Annotated in this window: 1 protein-coding gene; it reads right to left on the bottom strand. The window is 72.4% G+C overall.

Annotated features, from left to right (window positions below):
* Positions 1-51: 51 nt before the first annotated feature.
* Positions 52-761, bottom strand: a 710-nt coding sequence (locus tag EEJ42_RS31130; RefSeq protein WP_484422014.1) for a mannosyltransferase YkcB-related protein, incomplete at its 5' end; no start/stop codon positions are given.

Raw genomic sequence — 761 nt, 5'->3', positions numbered from 1 at the left:
GTGGCCGCGGGGGGAACGCGGCCACCGGCCCGTACGGACAGGACTCCGGCGTCAGCTGGAGGACTTCTTCTGCGTCAGGTCGTAGAGCGTGGTGCTGCCCACGGTGACCTTCTTGTAGGTCGCCTCGATCCAGGTCGTGATCTTGGAGGAGGTGCCGTTGCTCCCACCGCCCGGGCCGCCGCCCATGCCGGTCCCCGAGGAGAGGAAGTAGTGGATCTTCCCCTGCTTCACGTACTCCTTGAACTGGGCGAGCGTCGGCGACGGGTCGCTGCCGTTGAAGCCGCCGATGGCCATCACCGGGTCCTGGGTGGCGAGCTGGTAGCTCGCGGCGTTCTGCGAGCCGATGGCCGCCGCGACCCAGGTGTAGTCGTCGGCGTCCTTCTCCAGCTTCGCCTTCACCTTGGCGTTGACCTGCTGGCCGTTGAGCAGCCCGCCCATGCCGCCGCCGCCCATGCCGCGTCGGCCGCCTTCGCCCGTGCCGCCGGGCATCATGCCCTGCTGACCGTTCCGGCCCTGGTTCTGGCCGTTGCCCTGGCCCTGCTGACCCCGAGCATTGCCCTGCTGCCCTTGGGCGTTGCCGTTGCCGTTGCCGTTCTGCTGCTGGCCGCCGCCCGGGAAGCCGCCACCGGGACCACCGCCCGGCATGCCCTGCTGACCCTGGCCCTGCTGGCCTTGGCCCTGGCCCTGCTGGCCGCCCTGCATCCCCGGCGGGCCGCCCATGCGCCCGCCGCCGGGACGGCCGCCGCCCGGACCGCCGCCGG

This window comes from Streptomyces botrytidirepellens (assembly GCF_003721215.1).
GTDB classification, from domain to species: Bacteria; Actinomycetota; Actinomycetes; order Streptomycetales; family Streptomycetaceae; genus Streptomyces; species Streptomyces himastatinicus.
This window is presented reverse-complemented; position numbering and strand designations above follow the sequence as displayed.